Annotated in this window: 15 protein-coding genes; 9 read left to right on the top strand and 6 right to left on the bottom strand. The window is 52.7% G+C overall.

Annotation, left to right across the window (positions count from 1 at the left end; all coding sequences use genetic code 11):
- Positions 1-3 precede the first annotated feature (3 nt).
- Entirely contained in the window at positions 4-450 is a 447-nt protein-coding gene (locus XYCOK13_RS13590) for a chemotaxis protein CheW (RefSeq protein ID WP_244865153.1), read from the top strand.
- Positions 437-2,362 carry a chemotaxis protein CheA gene (locus XYCOK13_RS13585; protein WP_373314406.1) on the top strand — a complete coding sequence of 642 codons (1,926 nt, stop codon included), beginning with the start codon at positions 437-439 and terminating at the stop codon, positions 2,360-2,362. The genes XYCOK13_RS13590 and XYCOK13_RS13585 overlap by 14 nt, the downstream gene beginning before the upstream one ends.
- Before the next feature lie 68 nt (positions 2,363-2,430).
- Here XYCOK13_RS13585 and XYCOK13_RS13580 read toward each other — a convergent pair whose 3' ends face one another.
- The 5 genes from XYCOK13_RS13580 to XYCOK13_RS13560 form a co-directional block, all read right to left on the bottom strand.
- Entirely contained in the window at positions 2,431-3,318 is an 888-nt protein-coding gene (locus tag XYCOK13_RS13580; protein WP_213412709.1) for an ATP-binding cassette domain-containing protein, read from the bottom strand.
- An 11-nt stretch (positions 3,319-3,329) separates the two neighbouring features.
- Entirely contained in the window at positions 3,330-6,185 is a 2,856-nt protein-coding gene (locus XYCOK13_RS13575; RefSeq protein WP_213412708.1) for an ABC transporter permease, read from the bottom strand.
- Positions 6,186-6,206: 21 nt separating this feature from the next.
- Positions 6,207-7,250 carry an efflux RND transporter periplasmic adaptor subunit gene (locus XYCOK13_RS13570; RefSeq protein WP_213412707.1) on the bottom strand — a complete coding sequence of 348 codons (1,044 nt, stop codon included), beginning with the start codon at positions 7,248-7,250 and terminating at the stop codon, positions 6,207-6,209.
- The gene (locus XYCOK13_RS13565; protein WP_213412706.1) at positions 7,231-7,932 is read right to left on the bottom strand and encodes an ABC transporter ATP-binding protein; all 702 of its coding nucleotides are present in this window, start codon (positions 7,930-7,932) and stop codon (positions 7,231-7,233) included. The genes XYCOK13_RS13570 and XYCOK13_RS13565 overlap by 20 nt, the downstream gene beginning before the upstream one ends.
- 984 nt (positions 7,933-8,916) lie before the next feature.
- A complete protein-coding gene (locus tag XYCOK13_RS13560) occupies positions 8,917-10,185 on the bottom strand; it encodes an ABC transporter substrate-binding protein (protein ID WP_213412705.1) in 1,269 nt (422 codons plus the stop codon).
- 487 nt (positions 10,186-10,672) lie between these two features.
- Here XYCOK13_RS13560 and XYCOK13_RS13555 point away from each other — a divergent pair, with 487 nt between their 5' ends.
- Complete coding sequence (locus tag XYCOK13_RS13555; protein WP_308443028.1) at positions 10,673-11,596, top strand: type 2 periplasmic-binding domain-containing protein; 924 nt, start codon at positions 10,673-10,675, stop codon at positions 11,594-11,596.
- On the opposite strand, the gene XYCOK13_RS13550 is transcribed toward XYCOK13_RS13555, so the two are convergent.
- A complete protein-coding gene (locus tag XYCOK13_RS13550) occupies positions 11,559-12,452 on the bottom strand; it encodes an AraC family transcriptional regulator (RefSeq protein WP_213412704.1) in 894 nt (297 codons plus the stop codon). The genes XYCOK13_RS13555 and XYCOK13_RS13550 overlap by 38 nt on opposite strands.
- A 224-nt stretch (positions 12,453-12,676) precedes the next feature.
- Between XYCOK13_RS13550 and yicI the strand changes: the two genes are divergently transcribed.
- From yicI to XYCOK13_RS13520, 6 genes are all read left to right on the top strand, one after another.
- Complete coding sequence (gene yicI, locus XYCOK13_RS13545) at positions 12,677-14,989, top strand: alpha-xylosidase (RefSeq protein WP_213412703.1); 2,313 nt, start codon at positions 12,677-12,679, stop codon at positions 14,987-14,989.
- 451 nt (positions 14,990-15,440) lie between these two features.
- On the top strand, positions 15,441-15,911 hold the full coding sequence (locus XYCOK13_RS13540; RefSeq protein ID WP_213412702.1) for a GNAT family N-acetyltransferase: 471 nt from the start codon (positions 15,441-15,443) through the stop codon (positions 15,909-15,911).
- 35 nt (positions 15,912-15,946) lie between these two features.
- A complete protein-coding gene (locus tag XYCOK13_RS13535) occupies positions 15,947-16,456 on the top strand; it encodes a phage tail protein (protein ID WP_213412701.1) in 510 nt (169 codons plus the stop codon).
- A gap of 38 nt (positions 16,457-16,494) precedes the next feature.
- The gene (locus XYCOK13_RS13530; protein ID WP_213412700.1) at positions 16,495-16,995 is read left to right on the top strand and encodes a phage tail protein; all 501 of its coding nucleotides are present in this window, start codon (positions 16,495-16,497) and stop codon (positions 16,993-16,995) included.
- Positions 16,996-17,010: 15 nt separating this feature from the next.
- The gene (locus XYCOK13_RS13525) at positions 17,011-17,541 is read left to right on the top strand and encodes a phage tail protein (RefSeq protein WP_213412699.1); all 531 of its coding nucleotides are present in this window, start codon (positions 17,011-17,013) and stop codon (positions 17,539-17,541) included.
- 216 nt (positions 17,542-17,757) lie between these two features.
- On the top strand, positions 17,758-18,666 hold a 909-nt coding region (locus tag XYCOK13_RS13520; protein WP_213412698.1), incomplete at its 3' end, for a cadherin-like beta sandwich domain-containing protein.

Below are 18,666 nucleotides of genomic sequence, written 5' to 3'. Positions count from 1 at the left end.
CCCTTGTCAACCGGGATCGAGCAGTATGTGGAATTTGTAGTTTCCGAAGAGCGATACGCGGTCAAGATTTCCTTGATTCAGGAAATCATCAAGATGCAGGACATCACGGCAGTGCCGAATGTGAGGCCCTACATAAAGGGAGTCATCAATCTGCGGGGAAAGGTCGTGCCCGTCATCAGCCTGCGCAAGCTGTTTCATATGGAGGAGCAGGAGGAGACGAAGCTGAGCCGAATTATTGTTGTCAACCATAGGGAAGAAGCCGTTGGCATGCTGGTAGATAAAGTGAACAAGGTGACGACATTCTCCGATATTCAGCCGCCGCCTGATCGGCTTGGCGCTGTGAGCGGCGCATATTTGGTCGGGATCGGCATGTCCGCGGAAGGGATAGCTGGCATTCTCGAAATGGAGCAAGTCCTTCTGAAGGAGGATGGAGCCGTTGAACATTTCTGAACTGGCGCAAATCTTCCATGAGGAGCTGGAGGAGCAGCTGCAGCTTATGGAGGAAGAGCTGCTGAATCTGGAGAAAGCCGGCGAGACCGAGCAAGCCGTGCAAAGCTTGTTCCGCGCCGCGCATACCATTAAGGGATCTTCGGCCGCGATGGGTCTGGAAGCCATGAAGCAGCTCACCCATGAGATGGAGCAGTTGCTGGATGGACTGCGCAGTCACCGCTTCCAGCTGACTTCGGCGATGACCAATCATCTGTTTCGCTGCATGGACGGGCTGAAGCAGCTGAAGGACGATTTCGTTGCAGGCGAGGAGACGACCCTGGATATTGCGCCCTTCATCTCGCGCCTTCAAGAATTGATCGCAGCGCCTGCCGAGCCGCAGTCTTCGAAACAAGCCTACATCGTTAAAGTCAAGCTGACGGATGATTGCCCGATGAAGCAGGTCCGGGCCATGGTCATTTATCAGCGGCTGGCAGAGTCGGTCGAGGTCAAATCTGTTGAGCCCGATTTGGAAGGAGTGCACGAGGATGTGGCTTTTACGCACCTTCACTACGCCATTGAGACCAGCATGAGCGAAGAAGACATGGCCGGGCTGTTCGGATCGATGGTCGATATTGAAGATGTGCGCATGGAGCCAGCGACCCTGGAGTTGGAGGACGATGTCGAGGAGGAGCAGCAGGATCAGAGCGGGCTTGCTGCCGAGGCATCGCAGCAGCGCACTAGGGGGGATCGGAAGGCGCAGACCGTTCGAGTAAATGTGGAACGGTTGGAGCATCTGATGAACCTCGTGGGCGAGCTGGTGATCGATCAAACCGGCATGCAGCAGCTTCACCGCAAGCTGGAGAAGGATGTGCAAGGCAATGAGGAGGTCGGTCAGCTCAGTCTGCTGACCGATCACCTGGGGCGGGTCATTGCTGATTTGCAGGATACGGTCATGAAGGCGCGGATGCTGCCCATTGCCCAGCTCTTCAACCGATTCCCTCGGATGGTTCGCGATCTGGCGCACAGTCTCGACAAGGAAATCGAGCTCGTATTGGAAGGCAGCGAGACAGAGCTGGATCGTACGTTAATAGAGGAAATCGGCGATCCGCTGATCCATCTGATTCGCAATGCGGTGGATCACGGCATTGAGCCGGCGGCGATAAGGGAGCAGGCAGGCAAGCCGCGGACGGGACGTCTGACGGTACGGGCAGCGCATGAGGACAATCAGGTCGTGATCATTGTGGAGGATGACGGTGCGGGCATCGATCCGAACCGCGTGCGGCAGTCTGCAATCGGCAAGGGATTGATATCCATGGACGACGCAGAGCGCATGAGCGATCAAGAGGCGGTTCACCTCATCTTCGTACCGGGATTTTCCACTGCATCCGCAGTCAGCGAGGTTTCCGGCAGAGGCGTGGGGATGGACATCGTGCGGAGCGACATTGAGCGGTTGAACGGCTTGATTGACATTGTGAATTCGCCAGGGCAAGGCGTTCAGTTCAAAATCAGGCTTCCGCTGACCCTTGCCATCATCACCGGGTTGCTGGTCAGGCTGAACACACAGCGATTCGTGCTGCCAATGAGCAATGTGGCCGAAATTGTCCGCGTCAAGCATCGGGACATCCAATCGATGAAGGGGCAAGAAGTCGTTATGATTCGGGATCGTGTCATTCCGCTGCTCTGGCTGCATGATCACTTCCATATCCCCCGTTGCGAGGAAACGCGAAATAGCATGTCGGTCGTCGTTGTCGGGACGGCGGAGAAGCGGGTGGCCTTGGCCGTTGATGAGCTGCTGGGCAAGCAGGACATTGTCATCAAGTCGCTGGGCTCCTTTATTGGCAAGGTGAATGGCCTCTCCGGCTCGACAATTCTCGGGGACGGCCGGATCGCGCTGATCATGGAGGTCGGCGACTTGCTGAGGTTCACCTCCTAGGATGCTGCTGCAACGCTAATAACGATACAAAGGGCTGTCCCAAATGACTTGGGACAGCCCTGCTTGCGTTATGCGTCTCCTGCTTCCGGCTTCTCGGGATGCTCCAGGATGATGCGCCCATCCTCCAGATGCAATTTCACCTTGTTCGCGCCTTGCAGGCCAAGCGACTCAAGGAAATTGGCGGGCACTTGCAGACGGCCGGATCGGTCCAACACGGCAAATTCCTCGTGGGACTCCGCGCCGGACGCGCTTTCCAGCTCCGCTAATTCCTCCAGATACGACTTGCGAATAAGCTCGGAGGAGGTGCGGCCGTCGCGTATGGCGACTACGCGATCTACCTTCTTGGCGAGCTGCTGGTCATGGGTGACGATAACGATGGTCAGATTCAGCTCCCGGTTGAGCCGATTGAACAAATCGAGAATGGCAGCTCCCGTCTTCGTATCGACAGATCCGGTCGGCTCGTCTGCCAGCAGCAGCTTCGGCTCATTGGCGAGCGAGATCGCGATAGCCACGCGCTGCTGCTCCCCGCCGGACAGCTGGTTCAGCTTGTTGTTGCGCCTGTGGCCCAAGCCGACCGCATCCAGCAGCTCCAGCGCGCGTGCCCGCCTTCGCTTGCCTTTCAGCAGAAGGGGGATCTCGACATTTTCCAATGCAGTCAAATAGGGAACGAGGTTTCGCGCTTTGTTCTGCCAGACGAAGCCGACGGTGTTTCGCTTGTAAAGCGTCATTTCTTTCTCCGTAAACTTGAGCATATCCTTGCCGTCTACGAACAGCTTGCCGGCAGAAGGCCGATCCAGGCCGCCGAGCATATTCAGGAGCGTGGACTTGCCGCTGCCGGAATTGCCGATAACGGCCATGAGCTCTCCTGTTTCTACAGTCAGATCAAGGCCTTGCAGCGCGATGACCTCAAGGTCGGCTGTTTTGTAGATTTTCACCAGGTTTTCACACCGGATCATGGCGCACCTCCTTAATCTTCTCCGAGCTTGACTGCCTGCGCGATCTTCATCCGGCTAAGCAGCCAGATGAGGATGCCCAGCGCCGTCAGCAGCATGGTCGTCGTCAGCAGCAGCATCTGTACCGTATCGTTCGCCTGAATCATGACCTCGAACGGCGGCACGATTCGTCCGGGATCGAAGGCAAGCTGGAACATGGGCACGAAGATGTGGCTCGCCAACATGCCGGCGGCGAAACCTACGAGAATGCCTGCGCCCGAGGTCAGCAGCTGTTCAGCTGCCAGCATGCCGACCAGCTGCGTGAAGGAGATTCCCATAGCGCGCAGAATGCCAAGCTGCAGCATCCGTCCCTGCAGCGACAGCAGCCAGTAGATCAGGAAGCCGATAAAGCTGATGCCAAGCGATAAGATGAAGCCAAGGCTCATGACGCCGTTCATTGCCATGCGAAACGGATCGTTGCGGCTCTCGGCAATCCGCTCATACGTATCGTCCAGCTTGAGCAGCTGCAGATTCTCGTTCTGGATGTGGTCATAAAGCGCTTGGCGATCGTCTGGCGATGTCAGCTTCAGCCACACCTCATAAGGCTCCAGCGCCAGCTCGTTTTGGATGGTCGGCAGCTGGGCAACGACCAGCAACGGCTTCCTGGAGCCGGCGCCCGGCTGGGGAGCTTCCGGATTCGGGATAAAGCCCGGGAAATAGTCGATAAAGCCATAGATGACACCGCGCATTTCTCCGTGGCTCGGCAAGCTGATGCTGACGTGATCGCCTACTGACAAGTTATAATCCTTCTCCGCGCTGCTGGAGACGAGCACGGCAAACGGATCTGCAGCGATCAGATTCAAATAATCGTAGAAATGGTAGGGCAGCAGCCTCTCCTTCATCCAGGCAACCTGACCGAACTCGTCTGACCTGATGCCAATCAGGGACGTGTCGGCATGGACGTTGCCCGAGCTGAGCTTGGCGTCGGTTCGCTTATACACCTGAGCGGCCATCTCTACGCCGGGCATGGACTTGAAGGGCTCGAAGGGAGGCTCCAGATAATTTCCTTCCGTCGGATCGGATTGGGCCATCTGACCTGGCGCCGAGCTGCTGATTGGCGCGTCGTTCACCCACCGCTGCTGCAGTACGATATCAGCCCCTTGACGGTACCAAATCTGGTCTTCCATATTCTGATTCATTGTGCGAGCGGCGCTGGCATTGAAGATGCCTGTGCCGACAGTCAGAATCATGAACAGCATCAGCCCCTGGTACTGGACGCTTCTTCTGCCTACCATAAGCATCGAAGAATAAAGGGACGGCGACCACATACGCTTGCCGATCCAATAAATCAAACGAACGATCATCGGGTAAATGCGCAGCATGAGCAGCCCGAAGCCGAGAATAAACAGAGAAGGTACGGCGAACAGCAGCGGATCCACGGCGATGTCTTTATTGTCGAGGCCCAGGGAGACGAGATCCTCCACACGGCGGCGGAAGGAGAACAAGCCATAGCCCGCCAGCACAAGAAGGATGAAATCCAGGCCGAACAAATGCCAGAACGAGCGCGGCTTCTGCCTGGCGGCGATCCGCTTCTGATCGACAATACTCACGCGCGTAGCCTGTATAACGGGAATCAGATTCAGGATAAAGGCGCCGACGGCGGCCCCGCCCGCATAGATGAACACTTCCGGGCTAAGTTCTGCTTGCAGGGATTTGCGCTGGACAAAGCTCATAAATGTATCCGTCGAGCCCAGAGCCTGTGTCAGCATGAGGCCGATGAACGGCCCGATCGCCAAGGCAATCCCGGTAAAGAGCAGCCCTTCTACCGCATAAAGCATCGTAAGCTGCAGTCTGCCTGCGCCTCTGCTGCGGAGTACCGCAATTTCAGGCTTCTGCCGATCGATCAGCAGGTTGGATACCATATATAGATAGAATGCGATCAATACATATAACGGCACGTTCAAAGACCACAGCAGCGCCTGGAGGGTTGACTCCCGCTCGCGAAAGGAGCCGAGCGTTTTCTCGCCGGGAAGGTCCACAGTGGCGAAATAGCCGAACTGGCTCACGTAGACATTCTTGAGCCGCTGCGCGCGTTCGATGAGGCTGTCGGCTTGCTCCAGGTCAAAGCGCAGAAAATCAAAGGCCGCATACCAGCGGGCGTGGCTCAGCCGCACTGTGCCCTTGGCCATCACATCCTGTTCAAACAACCGTTCATCGAGAATGAAGTGGTTGCTGTACCCGGACAGATTGCCGATGTTCCAGTACAGATCGGACAGGTCGCTTTCCGCAATGACGCCGACGGGCTTAATGCGCACAGGTGCGGCGGCACTGTCGTCTTCCACTATAAATTCATTATCGAGCAGCATATGCAGCTTCACCAGCGCATTGTCGGTTACCAGTGCCTCATAGACGCCGTCTACCGGTTCGGGCGAAGGCAGCCTGCCATCCACGAGCCGAATATGGTCCAGGAGACCGGAGCGCATGTAGAGGCGGGCGGTTCGTTGCTGCTCCGGATTGACGCGTTCCGGATCGGCAGGGACGATTTGAATCGCTCGCGACAGGCGTTCCCGCACATAAAACAGAGGGGTGAAGGCTTCCGAATTATCGAATATATGCTGCTCCCAGTACGCGTCCATCTCTATAATGTCGCGGACTTGCTCATGAGCAGGAACGTCTGGCAAAGACGATTCTGCTGAAATTCTTCCCGTGTAAGCCCCCGTATTGACGTAGGACTGTTCCATTTCCTTGTGCAGCATGCGCTGCAGGATGGAGTTCTTGTAAATGGGCATGCTGCTGGTCAAGGCGATGCAGAGCGTCATGCCTGTGAGCAGGCTTAACACGAGCCAACGGTTTTTGACCGTTTTTCTAAACAACATGATGAGGATAGCCATAGCATATGCGTCCTTCCGCGGTTACTTTAAAATAATTTGCTGGCCGGCTTCCAGACCTTTGACGATTTCCACTTCTGTACTGGTTTCCAATCCTTTTTCCACGTCTACCTCACGGCGGCTTTCCCCGTCCAGCACCTGAACGGCAACCCGGCCGAAATATTCGCGCAGACCCGACTTCGGAATGATCACGACATTTTCCCGCTGGGCGATCAAAATTTCCACGTCTACATAGTTGCCCATGCTCATATCCTCTGGCGGATCATCCATCTCGATGTACAGAGTTTGGCTGTAAAGCTCGCGCAAGCGCGCATCTTCGGTGTAGGGAGCGGATAAGGGCGTCTGCACAACCTTGCCGCCAAACTCCTGATCCTTGTATGTCAGCATGGCTTCCATGCCAAGCTGCACCTCGGTAATTCTGTTGGCAGGCACGCTGTTGAAAGCCAATCGCATTGTATGAGGGTCGGCGATTGTGACTGCGTTGCGGAAGGCCGTCACCGGATCACCGGGTTCGATGCGGTCGACGAACGTGACAACGCCGTCCATCGCAGCGCGCAATTGCAGCCTGTCGATCTGGTTTTCCACGACCTTCAGTTCTTCCTCCGCCAGCTTGAGCTCAAGCGCAGGGACGCGCAACGCTTGCGGATCTCTCTCACGCTTGGCCTCGTCAAATTCCTGCCGCTTCTTCTCTACCTCGACCTGCTTGCGGATCAGCTCCAGATCCAGTCCCTCTGTCTTCAAGCGTATGAGCACATCGCCTTCCTTCACCTCGTCGCCGGAGCGAACGAGCACTTCCTCGATGCGTCCGCCTGCTTCGGTGAATTCGTGATAGGCGAAGGTGACAGGCTCAAGCACGGCGGAGCCGGACAAGCTCTTCACAATGGTGCCCAGGGTCGCTTCGGCTGTGCGGCTCTGAATCTCCACCGGCTTCACCAGAGGCGGCTTCAACGGCTGATCTTCTTGAGGGAGCAGGGAGCAGCCGGATACAGTAAGCAGAACGGCTGTCGCAGCCGAAGCAAAAGCGCCAGGGCGTAGAAACCGTTTTCGATTAAGCTTGTTTTTGGACAATGAAACCATCCTCCAGTTCGTATACGTGATCGACAATTTCCATGATGGCGGGATCGTGCGTAGTCAGCAGAATGCTGATGCCCTCCTGTTCGACCAGATCGCGAAACACCTTCAGCACTTGCAGGCCCATCTTGGAATCTAGCTCCGCTGTCGGCTCATCCGCCAGCACAAGCTTCGGCTTGTGGGCAATCGCGCGGGCAATGGCTGTCCGCTGTTGCTCGCCGCCGGACATTTCCGGCGGAAGATGATGCATGCGCTGCTTCATGCCGACGAACTGCAGCGCCTGTTCCGCCCATGCCTTGCGCTTCTTGCTGTCTACGCCCGCAATGCGGAGACCGAACTCTACGTTCTCGTAGGCAGTCATATAAGGGACGAGCGCAAATGATTGGAAGATCAGGCCGACTTCCTTGCGCCGCAGCTCATTGCGCTGCCTCTCGGACATGGCTGCGGTATCGCGGGTTCCATGGTAAACCGCGCCTTCGGAGGGTTGATCGAGGGCAGCCAGGATGTTGAGCAGCGTAGTCTTCCCTGAGCCTGACCGACCCTTCAGCGCGATGAGCTGGCCGGGATAGACGACGAGCTCCGCGCCTTTTAGCGCATGAACGGCCTGCGAGCCCTTGCCGTATATCCTGGAAACTTTGTCCGCCCGCAGCAGCGGTTCATTGGTATTGGTGGAAATCAAAGCGCTTTCAACTCCTTGGGACCAAGTTCTTCCTTTGATTTTACTTTAAATTGTTGGCGTTGGAAATAGTAAATAGTTAAACCAGTAATCTGCTCGATAGCTGCGGAAAAAGCGGCGTGGGCCGAATGGAGGAGGCGAGCAGTACGGACGGACAAACGAGTCGCTTGATCTGCTGCAACGGTCATGCGTGTCCGTTAGAGCGACAAAAGCGGTCTTTCGATTATCTAACGGTCGCCGATGTCCATGGAAGCTCAAAATCGTCGATGATATGCGAAAACTCGGCACTTGTGCGAAAAATCGTACAAACGTAGCGGAAGTACTGCGTGTTGAGCTCATTTTGTACGAAATATCGTACAAACGCGCTGGCTGCACACGTCAGAAAGGAGCTTTTGAACGAAAAATCGTACAAACGTAGCGGAAGTACTGCGTGTTGAGCTCGTTTTGTGCGAAAAATCGTACAAATGCACTGGCAGCACACGTCAGAAAGGAGCCTTTGAACGAAAAATCGTACAAACGTAGCGGAATCCCACCGTGTTGAGCTCGTTTTGTGCGAAAAATCGTACAAACGCGCTGGCAGCACACGTCAGAAAGGAGCCTTTGAACGAAAAATCGTACAAACGTAGCGGAATCCTACCGTGTTGAGCTCATTTTGAACGAAGAATCGTACAAACGCGCTGGCAGCACACGTCAGAAAGGAGCCTTTGAACGAAAAATCGTACAAACGTAGCGGAATCCCACCGTGTTGAGCTCATTTTGAACGAAGAATCGTACAAAATTGCGTATAGCCCTATAAATGTAATATAAGAATGGACAGGTCCATTCATGTCTGTTACAGCATCGTTCGTTCGCCGCGCTTGAGCAAAGCAATTGGAATGTGTGCGAACGGTCAAAGCAAAATGAGAACGTACAGCGGTAGAAGCCTATGCCGAACACCGCACTGATGAATTGCCCATGATTATTACGGTGAAACGTTTTTCGGAAGATTTAATGATTGTTCATAATAAGGTTGTCGGTTTCCGATCGGGTCCATATCGTTTCAAACAGACGATGATCGAAATTCTTGATATCATGTTCACTCCAGCCCTGAAATACAGAGGAGTGAAACGTGTAACTGGAAGCATAAAAGGGAGACAGGTCCCGTCCGTCGTAAGCTTGCGTCTGGTTTGGCCGAATGTTCAATAGTGAGGGATTACTGCTTGAAGCTTCTTCGCTGACCAGGTAGCGGATGAACTCCCACGCTTCATCATGATGAGGGGAAGGCAAGGCAATGCCAAATACATGGTTGAGTTCCAACATGTCCATCGCCAATGCCGCATCCGCTTGCATGGGAATGGAAAGAACCTCCCAATCCACTGATCTTCCTTGACTATGCTCTATTGCCTTCAGTACCGTTATAAATTCAGCTTTTTCAATGGCCATGGCTGCAGTTTGTTGTATGAAGGGGTGACCGAAAGGAGCGGTGTTGGTCGTTTCGTCAATGTGAACAGAACCTGTTTGGATGCCATCTTGTAAAGTGTCAAGCAAGACTTGCAAATCTTTTGCAATATTAATCTCACCGTTCGACGGCACAATGGGATTTCCGGTTGATTCCCCGATCAATCGTATGATTTTGCCTGCAGAAGGATCGGCATTCAGACGGAGAGACAGACCCGCGATTGGATTTGCAGCATTCTCGCCCTGTACATTACGAATGGATTGTGCACTCTGGAATACATCGTGCCAGCTCCAATTAGAGTCAGGCAAGGGAACATGCAAACGTTGGAAGATTTCCTTGTTCATATATACGCCATATTGATCAAATCCTAGGGGCACTCCGTATATTTCTCGGTTCTTGTTTTGCGTCAAAAGCTCAATAGCAGGAGGGTATAAGTCGGCGAGTGCATTGTCGCCGCTCGAAAGTTTGGCATCGAAAGATCGCAACAAGTTTTTTCCAACCAATTCTCTGTATATCGTGTCATTCGGCATATAAACAATATCCAATCGTTGTTCTTCGATGAACTGGGCATACTTGTCTATCTGTATAACCCCATCCTCAAAGACCGAACTCGTAGAGACATACTCGATCGCTACATCAGGCTTCACTTGGGCAAAGCTTTCTGTCATAGGGGAAAAAACAGACCAGTATTCTTGCTGCAAACCTAGCCTGAGTACAGTTTGATCTCGATTAACTTCCTTGTTTGATGTACAACCTATGAGGCTGGCCCAGATGAGAGAAGTGGATATTAACATTACATGAACATGCCGATATTTCATAAATAACTGACTCCTTCTATATATTTACCTTTATTGAAATAGAATACCATAATATCCGCCTTTTGCGTCAATTCTAGCATGAAGTAGTTTTTTTAATATGCTCACCGGATTGTTCTTATCCAGCTTCTGTTTTGGTCGAGTTGTCCCCATAGCCATTTCAGGGATCGTTCGCGGCAGATCATTAACATTTGTTGGGAGAACCATGAATTCATAGCATTGTAGTGATTTTCTTCTAGATCATAGTTTGATACAATGAACCAAACAAAGTGGGATATTTTCCTAGCGTGACAATCTGTGCTTCAGAACAATTCCCTATGATTCAGCGATAACCGGTTACTGTGAGGTACGAGAATCAATCTAATGATATATCTAATTCGGCACATTTTAATCATTATAAGATGAGGAGTAAGGAGACTACAACCAGGAGTTATTCGATGCCTATCAGCTTCCTTATCCGCAACAAGGGATAACGTGGGAAGAAATGCTGATGCTCGCTGAGAAATTCACGCAGCACAATCATGACGGTCGACAGATCTATGGAGTGGAAGATTATGATTGGGATGAATCCCCCTACAATCCATTTGGCATGGCTGAAATGATGGCACGCGCTCGCGGCATCCAATACATCAATCACGAAGGGGAATTAGCTATTCAGACGGAGGAATGGAAGGAAATCTTCGACATAGTAAGCCATGCGTATCGCAATGAAGTGATTTATCTGCCAGAAACACGCGAATTGCAATACGATGGATTGAAAATCGTGAATGAATATGTGGTAGACAAGAAATTCCTCTCGGGCCAAACAGCGATGGCACTGCATCGCTCATCTTTGTTCGGATATTTGTATGACATTGCAAATTACGGGAATGCGAACACATTCTCGGTCGACCCGTTTGCTTGGGGGGTCATCCCCGCGCCCATTGATCCCTCACAACCGGCAAGAACATCGTACATAGAGGCTTGGGATATTTTCGGCATTCATCCGGAAAGTCCACATGTCGAGCATGCATGGCAAGCGATTCGTTATCTGGCGGGAAGGGAAATGGCGGAAAATACTTCTGATTTGGCCATATTCAACAAACGAAATGGGGAACGATTTACCATTCATGCTGAATTTATTCGAAAGGATGGGGAGGCAGTTCCAGGCTTTGCACAGCAAACACTAGATGTGCAGACAGTTAAGCTCCATCGCATGGTTCCTCGCCAATACCATGAAGCTTTTCGCGAACTAGCCGGTACTGCCCTTTACCATGTAATAGAAGGAACGCTGTCTGTTGAGGAGGCCCTCACAGAATTGCAACGGGATGGGCAAAGCTTGGGGTGTAGCGGTTTCTACAAGCTAAAGACGGATTTGCGCCTTGACTTATTCGCTTTCACACCTCACTTCGCTCCCAACTCCCATTTTTTCTGAATTGATTCGGGGTTGTGTTGAATTCCTTCTTGAACACGCTGATAAAGTAGCTGATGCTTTCGAAGCCGACCTCCATGGCGATTTCGACAATTTTGCGATCTGTGTCTGCCAGCAGCTGGGCAGCCTTCTGCATGCGATAGTGGTTCATGTAGGCGACAGGGCTTTTCTTGGTCATCTGTTTGAAAAATCGGCAGAAATGCTCCTCGCTCATATTGACGGTTTCGGCAAGATCCTTCAGACGAATCGACTCTTGGTAATGCGTATGAATATATTGAAGCACATGCTTCAACCTGTCCGCCTTATGGCTGCGGCGCGAATGCGACCGTCCTCCTTCGAGACGTTTGCTATGCGCCAGCACGATGGCAAAGATCAGGCTAAGCTTGGCCTTGGTGGCAAGCTCATAGGCGGGAACGCGTTCCCGGTTGTCCCGGGCAATTTCCCGGATCAGCGCAATGATTTGCTTCTTCCATTCTTCGTTGTCCGCCAGGTATACAGGCGTCTGGTACTGCTGCTTCAGCAGCGGATCGAGATAGCGGTCCTGAATGACGTCATACGTACTGCTCTGCAGCAGGCTCGGGTGGAACACGAGCGCCAGCACCTTGCAGGGGGCATCGCCCACGCTGTAACCGGCGTGCACTTCCCCGCTGTTGATGAACAGGGCTTCGCCTGCTTGCAGGGTATATTCATCGTCGCCGACTTGGAGCTGGGCACAGCCCTCGATACCGAGCAGGAGCTCAAGCTCTTCGTGCCAATGGCAGTCGAACAGGATGCCGCTGATTTCATTAACCTCGTAGGAGGCGAAAGGATACAAGGGATTGCCATGCAGGCGATTCTCCCTCGGTACAGCACGATTCATGGGAAGCACTTCCTTTCTAGGAGATCAATATCGTACTATAATCGGTCAAAATCAAGAAAGAAATATAATGCAAACATCAATATTATGTTATTATAGCACGATTCGGCAGGCTACGGGTCCAGATGCATCAGTCGCAACGGTCTGCTGCCGCAGTCTGCCAGACATAGAGCCATGGTGTTCGCTGTCCGCGAGGATGGCATCCCAGAGAAGAAGGAGGATGTTCCATGAAATTTTCAAACGGCTATTGGATGGTCAAGGAAGGCTATCAAGTACAAAATCCGGTTGAGATCAGAGATATTCGCGCAACAGACCGCACACTGTCCGTATATGCCGCTACCAAGCACGTGCAACGCAAAGGCGACACGTTGAATGCGACCTTGCTGACTGCGGTGTTCAGCTCGCCCCGGCCAGATGTCATTCGCGTGCAATGGGTACACCACAAGGGCAAGCGGCAAGTTGGGCCCGAATTTGAGCTGTTCGAACAGGAAGCGCCAGTGCAAATTGAACAGACCGATGAGGCGGCTACGCTCACAAGCGGCAAGACGATGGTCAAGGTGCACAAGGGCGACAGCTGGAAGGTGGAGTTCTTCTACGACGGCAGAAGATTGACCGGCAGCGGCAACAAGGGCGCGGCTACGATCCTTGATCCCGACAAACAGCCTTACTTCCGCGAGCAGCTTGATCTCGGCGTAGGAGAATATGTATATGGCCTTGGCGAAAGATTCACCCCATTCGTGAAAAATGGGCAGATCGTCGATATTTGGAATGAGGACGGCGGCACGAGCAGCGAGCAGGCCTACAAGAATGTACCTTTTTACGTGTCCAATCGCGGCTATGGCGTATTCGTCAATCAACCGGAGCGCGTGTCTTTCGAAATTGCATCTGAGACCGTATCCAAAGTACAGTTCAGTGTTCCAGGGTCATCCCTTGACTATTGTGTCATTGGCGGCGCTAACCTGAAGGAGGTGCTCGGCAATTACACGGGTCTGACCGGAAAGCCTGCGCTGCCTCCGGCATGGTCGTTCGGCCTGTGGCTGACGACATCCTTCACGACCAGTTATGACGAAGAAACGGTCAACAGCTTTATCGACGGCATGGCGGAGCGGGATTTGCCGCTGCATGTCTTCCACTTTGACTGCTTCTGGATGAAGGAATACCAGTGGTGCGATTTCGAATGGGATAAGGACGTGTTCCCGGACCCGGAAGGCATGCTGAAGCGGCTGAAGGATCGCGGGTTGAAGATTTGTGTCTGGATCAATCCGTATATCGCCCAGAAGTCTGCCTTGTTCGATGAAGGCATGGAGAACGGTTACTTGCTGCGCAAAGAAAACGGCGATGTGTGGCAATGGGATATGTGGCAGGCCGGCATGGGCCTGGTGGACTTTACGAATCCGGCCGCCGTAGAATGGTACAAGAACAAGCTGCGGGCCTTGGTCGATATGGGCGTAGACAGCTTCAAGACGGATTTCGGCGAGCGCATTCCGACAGACGTAGTTTACCATGACGGATCTGACCCGGTAAAAATGCACAATTACTATACGCAGCTCTATAATAAGGCAGTCTTCGAGGTACTGGAGGAGAAGCTTGGCAAAGGCGAGGCGATGCTGTTCGCCCGTTCGGCAACAGCCGGCGGCCAGCAGTTCCCTGTTCACTGGGGCGGCGATTGCTCGGCGAACTACGATTCGATGGCGGAATCGCTGCGCGGCGGCCTGTCGCTCGGCTTGTCCGGCTTCGGCTTCTGGAGCCATGATATCAGCGGCTTCGAGCATACGGCGCCGCCAGATATTTATAAGCGCTGGGTAGCGTTCGGCCTCCTGTCTTCACACAGCCGCTTGCACGGCAACCAGACATACCGCGTGCCTTGGCTGTTCGACGAGGAAGCGGTTGATGTGCTTCGTCACTTCACCAAGCTCAAGTCCACGTTGATGCCGTATTTGTTCAATACTGCCGTGGAGGCGAACGAGCAAGGCCTGCCGGTCATGCGCGCGATGGTGCTGGAATACAATGAAGACCGCAACTGCGACTACTTGGATCGTCAGTACATGCTGGGCGACTCCTTGCTGGTAGCGCCAATCTTCAATGATGAGAGCCGGGCGGAGTATTATTTGCCGCAAGGACGCTGGACGCACTTCCTCACCGGCGAAGTGGTTGAGGGCGGCCGCTGGCTGCAGGAGCAGCACGATTACTTCAGCCTGCCGCTGCTGGCGCGGCCGAACAGCCTGATTGCCGTTGGCGGCGAAGATCATCGTCCGGATTATGATTATGCGGACGGGGTAACGCTGCATCTGTTCGAGCTGGAGGAAGGCGGTCGCGCAGAAGCGCGCGTCTGCAACCTGCAGGGCAAGCCGGAGCTGACAGTCGCAGCTGAACGCAAAAACGGCAAGATTCATCTGCAGGCCGGGGGCGCAGGCAAGCCTTGGAGCGTGCTGCTCCGCGGGGTCCAATCTGTCGCTTCTGCCGATGGTGCTGAAGTGCAGCAGGATGCGATGGGCGTGCGGCTGATCGCGAAAGCCAATACAGTGGAAGTCGTATTATAAGCCATGAGCGGAAGCGGGATAGTCCCTGCTTCCGCTTTTTTTTTGCTTGGGAGTGCCGTGTGGAATTCCCCTCGCTTAGTCGTGTGCCGAGCGGCATGAGCCATTCGAACAGGACAGAACGTTATATTCGTGAGCTGCATGAGACATCCTATTCCGGAGCAGAGTGGAAAGGAGGGGGACCGAAGTGTCGCGAAACGTAGATAACGAGGCCAAAAAGCAGCAGCAAGGCAACAATCGGGATGACGAGACAGCGAAGTCGAAAAAGCAGAAATAAAGGCGATGATCGAGCAGAAGCCTACCGACCGAGGATGGAGGCTTCTGCTTATTTTATGCAATTTTAAGAAGGAATCAACAGCGGAAGTGTCGAAAGTTCTACATGCAGTACAGAGTATTTAGTTCATTGGTTCTAGGTCGAATTTTCAGAAATGTCATACGTTTGAAGGTGGGAAACTTGCAGATCAGACCCATAGCACTAGAGGATGAACCGTTCTTGTTCGAGCTGTATGCCAGTACTCGCCTAGAAGAAATGGCCAATTGGGGGTGGGATGAACCAACGGCTCGTTCATTTTTGCAAATGCAGTGGAATGCGCAGACGCATTCATATGGCACACAATTTCCAAATATGAGAAAGGAGTTGTTATTGGTGCAGGGGCAACGGGCGGGGCGCATGTTGACCTGTCTTATGGACGAAGCGCTTCTGCTTGTAGACATTTCCTTGCTGCCCGCATTCCGGGGACAAGGGTATGGAACGAGCTTGTTGAAACGTATGCAGCATGAAGCTGCGCAGCTTGGCGTTGCGGTACGATTGACAGTCCGCAATGACAATCGCGCGCGGCGATTATACGAGCAATTAGGATTTCGCACGGTAGCCGACAATGGCGCGGACAGCCGGATGGAATGGCGAGAAGGGTTTGGAATGTAAGGCACTCTGAGCACATGACGAAAGGATGATGACGAATGAGCGAAAGCTATTTAGGCGAGATTCGCATGTTTGCAGGGAATTATGCTCCGCAAGGGTGGGCTTTGTGTGATGGGCAGCTGCTGTCAATTAATGAGTATGAAAATTTGTTTATCTTGCTAGGCACAACGTTTGGCGGTGATGGACAAAACACATTCGGCTTGCCGGACCTCCGTGGGAGACTGCCTGTTCATCCGAATAGGACGACAATCTTGCAAGGGAGCAAGGGCGGTACGGAGACCGTGACGCTCACGCAGAGCGAGATGCCGGCGCATACGCATGCTGTGAATGCAATAGCAGATGAGGGGACAGCCGAATCTCCCGATCAAGCTTATTGGTCCAAGTCCGACATGGCTATTTACACGGATGGAACTTCAGGTAAGTTGGTATCTATGAGCGCGCAGGCGATTCAACCTGCAGGATTAGGTCAGCCGCATAGCAACATGATGCCGTCTCTGGCCATCTCCTTTATCATCTCGCTATATGGCATTTATCCTACTGAAAATTAATCAAGCATAATTACTATGCATATTAGGAGGTACATCCAATGTCAGAACCTTATCTGGGAGAATTACGGTTATTTCCAATCGGCTATGCTCCGCGGGGTTGGGCCGCTTGTGAAGGACAAACTCTGGCCATCAATCAAAATCAGGCTTTGTTCGCACTGCTGGGTACGATGTATGGGGGCAACGGCTCCACGACATTCAATCTGCCTGATCTTAGGGGAAGGGTGCCAATCCACTTTACATCCTCGCATCCACTCGGGACTAGAGCGGGGGAGGAAAGGCATACTTTGACGATAGCAGAGATGCCGGCTCATAACCATATGGTCAGCGCTTCCAATACAGTAGCTTCCCAACCGGAACCTACCGGCAATGTGTGGGCTGCTCAGAAACTTCCGGCATACGCGCCGGCCGGTACGACTGTCACTATGAATGAGAACTCGGTTGCTCTTGCTGGCGGCAGCCAAGCGCATAATAACATGCAGCCTTATTTGGGAGTCCAGTTTTGCATCGCGTTGCAAGGAATATTTCCATCTCGTAATTAAGGAGGATTATCACACATGGCAGACGCATATATTGGGGAGATTCGAATATTTGCTGGCAACTTTGCACCGAGAGATTGGCATTTTTGCGATGGTTCGCTGCTTCCCATTTCGCAAAATTCAGCACTTTACTCAATCTTGGGAACGCGATACGGAGGTGATGGGAAAAGCACATTCGCCTTACCGGATTTGATGGGGAGAGCTCCAATGGGCCAAGGAGCGGGACCTGGCCTGACCTCTTACGAAGTGGGCCAAAAAATCGGGGCAGAGACAGTAACCTTGCTTTCCACACAAATGCCCGCACATAATCATGTGCCCCAAGGAAATGCTGGCGATGGCAATAAAACGGAGCCGACCAATCACTATTGGAGTGAGCAACCCGGCGGTCGACTCGGGAAGGAAAATACCTATGCAAGCACACCGAATGCCATCATGTCACCAATGGCTCTGGCGGCTGCAGGACAATCCCTGCCGCACAATAACATGCAGCCGTACCTGGCAATGAATTATATTATTTGTTTGTATGGCGATATGCCATTACGAGGGTAGCCGTTTCGAATGAATATGGAAGACGGAAGAGGTTTGAATGTATGAGGAAGTTTGAAGTAGTTGGTACTGCCGCAGGTTGGAGTCGTGTACTTCGCGCGTCTATGCAGAAAATGATTCTCCTGTTGTTGATAGTATCGTTGACGATCGCTTTCCCCCCCCATTGAAAGCCAAGCCGTAACACTTGGAACGGCAGACGGCACTTATGATTTTGGAAGCTTGAGTCCAACCAATGATGACAGCGGAGTACCGGGATTCAAGAAGCAAGGCGACAAGTTCCATATTTCGAACAACATGGGACAAGACGGCACGATGATTTATAGCGCTGATAACACGGGCTACTTCGAACTGAGAGCTGAAGGCGGCTCGGTTGTCAGGCATTTTACACTCGATGATTTGCACATCGTTCCCTACAATTATGCCAATCATGTCTTGAGAAAGATTAATATCGTTGTCACCTACGTGGACGGTACGACGGCGACGTTAGTCGATTATAACGGTTCATTGGAATTTCAATCGGGCTATGATTTGTCCAACTCATTCCTTCCGGGCATTTCTCGCAATTATATTTCCAAACTCGTGATTACGTGGGACATGGCCGTTCATGCGGCTGATCTTAATTTTCATTCAATCTCGATTTCGAATGTGGACACTCGAGGCATTAATGCGAATTTAAGCAACCTTGCATTGTCAGCTGGAAGCCTTACTCCGGCATTTGATAGTGATACGACCACCTATTCGGCAGATGCCGGTTCTGCGTCAAGCATTACTGTCACTCCGACTTTAGCGGATAGCAGTGCTTCAGTAACTGTAAACGGCACAGCCGTGACAAGTGGGACCCCTAGTGTACCGATTCCTCTCGATGCTGAAACAGATACCCCCATTACTATTGAAGTCACAGCTGAAAACGGCATTATCAAGAAGAACTACATTGTAAGTGTATCGCGAACGGTGAGTAACAATGCGGACTTGAGCAATTTGGCGTTATCCGCAGGAAGCTTGTCCCCCGTGTTTGGTAGCAGCACCATCACCTACACGTCCAGTGTGGGGAATGAGGTAAACAGCTTGACCGTGACCCCGACAGTGGCGGACAGCACAGCGACGGTTACGGTGAACGGCACAGCCGTA

It is taken from the genome of Xylanibacillus composti (genome assembly GCF_018403685.1).
Classification (GTDB): domain Bacteria; phylum Bacillota; class Bacilli; order Paenibacillales; family K13; genus Xylanibacillus; species Xylanibacillus composti.
This window is presented reverse-complemented; position numbering and strand designations above follow the sequence as displayed.

What these genes read in the sequence shown, in the direction of transcription:
- XYCOK13_RS13555 (WP_308443028.1), top strand. Translation starts at nt 10,673, where the DNA reads ATGCTCGCTGAGAAATTCACGCAGCACAATCATGACGGTCGACAGATC.
- XYCOK13_RS13560 (WP_213412705.1), bottom strand. Translation starts at nt 10,185, where the DNA reads ATGAAATATCGGCATGTTCATGTAATGTTAATATCCACTTCTCTCATC.
- yicI (WP_213412703.1), top strand. Translation starts at nt 12,677, where the DNA reads ATGAAATTTTCAAACGGCTATTGGATGGTCAAGGAAGGCTATCAAGTA.
- XYCOK13_RS13535 (WP_213412701.1), top strand. Translation starts at nt 15,947, where the DNA reads ATGAGCGAAAGCTATTTAGGCGAGATTCGCATGTTTGCAGGGAATTAT.
- XYCOK13_RS13530 (WP_213412700.1), top strand. Translation starts at nt 16,495, where the DNA reads ATGTCAGAACCTTATCTGGGAGAATTACGGTTATTTCCAATCGGCTAT.
- XYCOK13_RS13580 (WP_213412709.1), bottom strand. Translation starts at nt 3,318, where the DNA reads ATGATCCGGTGTGAAAACCTGGTGAAAATCTACAAAACAGCCGACCTT.
- XYCOK13_RS13525 (WP_213412699.1), top strand. Translation starts at nt 17,011, where the DNA reads ATGGCAGACGCATATATTGGGGAGATTCGAATATTTGCTGGCAACTTT.
- XYCOK13_RS13550 (WP_213412704.1), bottom strand. Translation starts at nt 12,452, where the DNA reads ATGAATCGTGCTGTACCGAGGGAGAATCGCCTGCATGGCAATCCCTTG.
- XYCOK13_RS13575 (WP_213412708.1), bottom strand. Translation starts at nt 6,185, where the DNA reads ATGGCTATCCTCATCATGTTGTTTAGAAAAACGGTCAAAAACCGTTGG.